At 36.0% G+C, this 5,373-nt stretch carries 3 protein-coding genes and 1 pseudogene; 2 read left to right on the forward strand and 2 right to left on the reverse strand.

What is annotated here, in order from left to right; all coding sequences use genetic code 11:
- The coding region (locus tag GSY74_RS05040; RefSeq protein ID WP_304948053.1) for a citrate/2-methylcitrate synthase at positions 1-668 on the forward strand (668 nt) is incomplete at its 5' end.
- 46 nt (positions 669-714) lie between these two features.
- On the opposite strand, the gene GSY74_RS05045 is transcribed toward GSY74_RS05040, so the two are convergent.
- Both GSY74_RS05045 and GSY74_RS05050 read right to left on the reverse strand, forming a co-directional pair.
- Positions 715-2,268, reverse strand: a complete 1,554-nt coding sequence (locus GSY74_RS05045) for an ATP-binding protein (protein ID WP_164664017.1) — start codon at positions 2,266-2,268, stop codon at positions 715-717.
- A gap of 57 nt (positions 2,269-2,325) precedes the next feature.
- Positions 2,326-4,731, reverse strand: coding sequence for a hydrogenase small subunit (locus GSY74_RS05050; RefSeq protein ID WP_164664018.1), 2,406 nt, complete (start codon positions 4,729-4,731; stop codon positions 2,326-2,328).
- A 154-nt stretch (positions 4,732-4,885) separates the two neighbouring features.
- Between GSY74_RS05050 and GSY74_RS05055 the strand changes: the two are divergent.
- Positions 4,886-5,373, forward strand: a pseudogene (locus GSY74_RS05055) (cytochrome C); the annotation flags it as partial.

Here is a 5,373-nt window from a genome sequence, read left to right on the forward strand (position 1 = left end):
AAAAACAGTATCCAAAATGGGCTACAGAGTTCATCGAAACGGTACTTAAAACCGTAGCAGACCACGGACCAGCAGTATCAGGAGCGCACAACGCAAAAGTAACGGCAAGAGCAGGAAAATCAGTTGTTGAGTCACTTGTAACTGGACTTCTTACTATTGGACCTAGATTTGGTGGAGCGATTGATGGTGCTGCAGAGCATTTCAAATATGCTGATGACAACAACTTGTCTCCAAAAGAGTTCTTAGGACACATGAAGAAGCAAGGTATTCCAATTCCAGGAATCGGTCACAGAATTAAGTCACTAAAGAACCCTGACCTTAGAGTTACAGGACTTATGAACTTCGCTGCTGACAACTTCCCTGCAACACCACTTCTTGACTATGCAAGAACAGTTGAAGCATTGACAACATCTAAAAAAGAGAACTTAATTCTTAATGTTGATGGTACTATCGGAATCTTGATGGTTGATATGTGGAGAGCATTAGGATATGAAGAGAATGAGATTGATGAGTTTATCGCGTCTGGTACGCTAAACGCATTCTTTATTGTTGGTCGTTCAATCGGATTTATCGGGCATGTGCTTGATGAGAAGAGATTGGCGATGCCTATGTATCGTCATCCTATGGATGATGTTCTTTATGATGTTCATGTGGCTGAGGAGATTTAGTCTCTTTAGCTTACATCATTTCTTCGAGCCTTTGGGCTTGAAGAAACTATTCTATTAACTCCCACTCAAACTTACAGATATTTTTATCTTTTTTTGAAAACTCAATCCCAATAATAATTAACTCATCTGCTTTCTCTTTATACTTCTCATAATACTTATTCTTTTTTATCTGCTCCAATGCTTTTCCCTTTTGATTTTTATTATCTACAACTTTAAATTCAATCACATAAACTTGGCTCATATCAGGGGTGGCAATGGTTAAATCAATTCGTCCTAGATTGGTTACATCTTCGGCTATAAATTGAATACCCAATCCTGCTAAATAAGCATACATAACATTGGCATAATAACCCTCATAGTTTTGAATATCATTTTTTACATAAGAGTTATAGGGAAGTGATGCAAAAAGTTGATAAATCTCTTTTTTAAACTGTTCCATATCTTTGTTTAATATAGCAGTTAATATGGGCATTTTAGGAAGAGAACTATCTGTCAAAAGATACTTGAAAATATTCTCATTCAAAGCTGTTCTAACTTCAAGATTAGGATAAGTTAACTGATAAATTCTTTGATTAAATATCGTTTTAACCTCTTTTATTGTTAAATATCCTGTTTGAAAAAGCAGAGTTTCTATTTTAATATCATCAACATCAAAACTACCTAAGTCACTTTCACTGATGGCTACATTTTCTAAATTTGGTAAGAAATAGTTTTTCTGTTTTAGTATTTCAATCAAAAAAGAAGGATTACCTGTTTCAAACCAATAGTTCCGATAAGATTTTCCTTTGGAGAAAAAGAGTAATATATCAAATGGATTATAAACTCCTTCGCCTAAAAAGTTATAACCATTGTACCACTTCTTTAATTCATCCAAATCAACCCTATCTAATCGTTCCTCGAAATGAGTCTCTACATCTTGATGGGTATAACCACAAATAGTTGCATATCTTTCATCTAATGATATATCTTCTAAGTTATTTAATCCACTAAAAAGACTAACTCGTGAAAATTTACTTACTCCTGTTAAAAATGCGAACTTTACATATCGGTCACTGTCTTTGATAACAGAATAAATATTTTTTAACTTATCTCGTATCTCTTTGGACAACTTTTTATTGGTAACATTATCTAAAATAGGTTTATCATATTCATCTATTAGTATGACTACTTTTTGATTATATTTTTTATAGGCAACTCGTATTAATTCGCGTAAACATTTTTTATGTTGGCTATTGGTTTTACAATGCAAGTCTAGTCTTCGTTCATTATCTTCTATAAGTTCTTGAATGGTTAAATCTAAATCATCTATGCTTTTAACAACCCCTGCACCAAAACTAATATGAATCACAGGATAAGCAGTCTCCCAATCCCACTTATCATAAATATAAAGTCCCTCAAACAGCTCTTTTTTAGCCTCAAATATATCTTTGAGCGTATCTAAAAAAAGAGATTTACCAAAACGGCGTGGGCGTGAGAGGAAGTAGTATCCACTGCTATTTATTAGATTTAAAGCTAAATCAGTTTTGTCTACATAAATGTAGTTTTCTTTTTTATCTCTTATTTTTTGGAATGTTTGGATTCCTATTGGTAGGTTTTTCATTTTTTTCCTCTTTTTTATTAATATACTTCTTGCAAAACTCATTTGGAATCGGAGACTTTAGTCCACTTTCCTCTCATGAGCAAACCTATCAAAAAAGCCAACCTCAGTACACCCCATACATCCATGTCCAGCTTGAACGGGCCAACTGGTATCACTATTAAATTTCATAGTAGGGCAGTTAACATTGGTATAAGGACCTTTACACCCCATCTCAAAGAGACACCACCCTTTTTTAGCCCCTTCGTCTCCCCACTCTTTGACAAACTCTCCAAGCTCATAGTTTCCTCTTCGTTCACAATCATCATGTACTCTGGAGGCATATGCCCAGAGAGGACGATTGAATTTATCGAGTTTTGGTAGCTCTTCAAACATAATATAGGAGAGGAGTGTCCCCACGATATTGGTTGGATTGACAGGACAGCCTGGCAGATTGATAATGTCATTTCGTTGTAGTGCTTTAGCCACACCCACAGCACCTGTTGGATTGGGGGTTGAGGCTACCACGCCACCATCTAAGGCACAACTGCCTACTGCCAAGATAAGTTTGGCATCTTTGGCACACTTTTTTAAGAGTTCAATTCCTGTTTCACCTTTTGCACCGATTCTTAGATATTTTCCCTCCATCGCTAGAGGAACTGCCCCCTCAACGATTAAGATATATTCACCTTTTTGATTTTTGACAATATCCTCTAGCACCGTCTCGCTCTGGTCGCCACTCGCACTCATCAGCAACTCATGATAATCCAAAGAGATATAATCAAAAATTAAATCTTCAATAGAGGGGTTGGTGGATTTGATAAAGGCTTCCGAGTTTCCACTACAATCAGCCAACTCCAACCAGATAATGGGAATCTTGTTTAGACTTTTAACCCCTTTTTCAACCACATCCTCAAAATTTGGGTGAAGTTGCATATTGGCAGTGACCATTGATACCCAGCTGTTGACTTCATGTTCTGCAATATCCAAAGAGTTCATGGCTGATTTGAGATTCTCTGTTGTTAGGCTGTTCATTGGGTGCAGCGTGTTAAATTTATCAATTCGTTGTTGAACTTTTGCAATCTCTTGTTCCCTTTTTATATCCTCTGGCGTTTTTCTAGGCATATTGGGGTCTATGAGTTGTTGCGACTCTTTTATGACATCTTCAACCATCTTTTTACATCGTCCACAAACGCGTCCAGCTTCACTAAAACTGCTAAGTTCACCAAAGGAGCCAATCCCAGTTTGAACCACAATATCCACCAAGTCTTGATGATAAACATGCTCACAACTACAGATTAATCTTCCTCTCTCTCCAATTAATCTATTTTGGTAGAGATAGTTTATATCAACCTCTTCACTAGTCTTGATAAGTGTCTCGATATAGCCCACATCTACATTGGAGTTGATTCCTATAAATCGGGTCAGTTTGTCATCGCTTACAAAATACTCATCTATTCGATTTGCTTTTTTTGAAGAGATAAGTATCTTCTCATAATCATCATTAAACTTTGGTGAGTTGACCTCTACCAAATCAAACTCACCAACTTTTAACATATCGATGCTAATTTCACGCTCAAACGCTTTGACATCTGTTTGAAGAATATGAGATATAGCAGAGTTGGCTTGTAGCGTACACTCTTTGACATGACCTGCCACAAAATTAAACGCTTCAACCTCAGCACACTCTCCCACAGCATAGACATTTTCATCGATACTCTGCATATAGAGGTTGGTGAGTATTCCTCTGTTGCACCTGAAACTCTTCCTAAAACTCTCGATATTTGGTTTTATACCTACACCAAATATTAAAAAAGGATTTTTTATCTGTAGCTTTTTAGTTTTCAATAGTGTTATTTCACCATTTTCAATAATCTTGTCAACTATCTCATCATCATAAGATATTTTGACTTTTCCACCTTTGGTATAACACGCTTCTATTGTTTTTATAGAGTCTATTGATAAGTGATTGTTGTAGAGCTGTTTTCCACGAATAAGAAGGGTGATGTTCTCAACATTTGGCATCTGATTTAGTGTCTCTAACAACTCCAATCCTATAGGCCCACCTCCAACGATAACAACTTCTCTGTTTTTAATACCATTTTTGATATGCTCACAATCATTGGCACTTCTAAAAACAGAAGCATTATTGATTTCGTTTATATCAAAAAGTGAAACAGGTATAGAACCAGTGGCAATAATTAATTTATCATAACCAAACATGGAAGTTTCAGAGAATATTTTTCTGTTTTTTTTATCTATGGTTTCTATTTTCTGATTCAGTTCAAGTTTCACCGTTGGGTCGAGGGCTAAAGCTATCCCTTTTATATCCTCTTTCCCATCAACTAAACGGCAAAGATGTATCCTATCATAGGGCGGATATTTTTCATCACTGACAATCAAGACCTCTACAGAGGCATCTTGTTTTTTTAGATTATTGGCTAAATATACGGCTGATATTCCACCACCGATTATTAGGATTCTCATGGTGACTCCTCATGTGAATTGGTGTATTATATCTTATTTATGGTTTCAAAAAACTCATAATTTGCCCTTAGTCAAATTATAACTTTATAAAATCCACTATTATGCCACTATTGAGTATTGTTTTTTACAATCTCAAAAAATAGAAGGAGAACAGATGACTAGAGCATTTAGTAAACTCTCTTCACTTCTTTTAGGTACAACATTAGCAGTGTCGGTAGCGACAGCAGGTAGTGGTGAACTTGAAAAGATTATGAAGAAGAGAGGCTTGACAGAAAACGATGTAATTCGTGCAGCTAAGACTTATCTACCTACGGGTGGTAGAGATGAGTTTGTAGTATTTAGTTCAGGTGGACAGAGTGGACAGATTTTGGTTTATGGTGTACCATCAATGAAAATCTTGAAGTATATCGCTGTATTTACACCAGAGCCTTGGCAAGGTTATGGTTTTGATGAAGATTCAAAAGCCGTACTTAGACAGGGTAACATTCGAGGTAGAGAGATTAATTGGGGTGATACACACCACCCAGGACTTTCTGAAAAAGATGGTAAATATGATGGTAAATGGTTAGCAATTAATGATAAAGCGAATCCAAGAGTTGCTATTATTGACCTTGAAGATTTTGAGACCAAGCAGATTGTTGT

It is taken from the genome of Sulfurovum sp. bin170 (assembly GCF_010892395.1).
GTDB lineage: Bacteria > Campylobacterota > Campylobacteria > Campylobacterales > Sulfurovaceae > UBA1140.

Coding starts and splice junctions, on each gene's coding strand:
- GSY74_RS05045 (WP_164664017.1), bottom strand. CDS start 2,268: ATGAAAAACCTACCAATAGGAATCCAAACATTCCAAAAAATAAGAGAT.
- GSY74_RS05050 (WP_164664018.1), bottom strand. CDS start 4,731: ATGAGAATCCTAATAATCGGTGGTGGAATATCAGCCGTATATTTAGCC.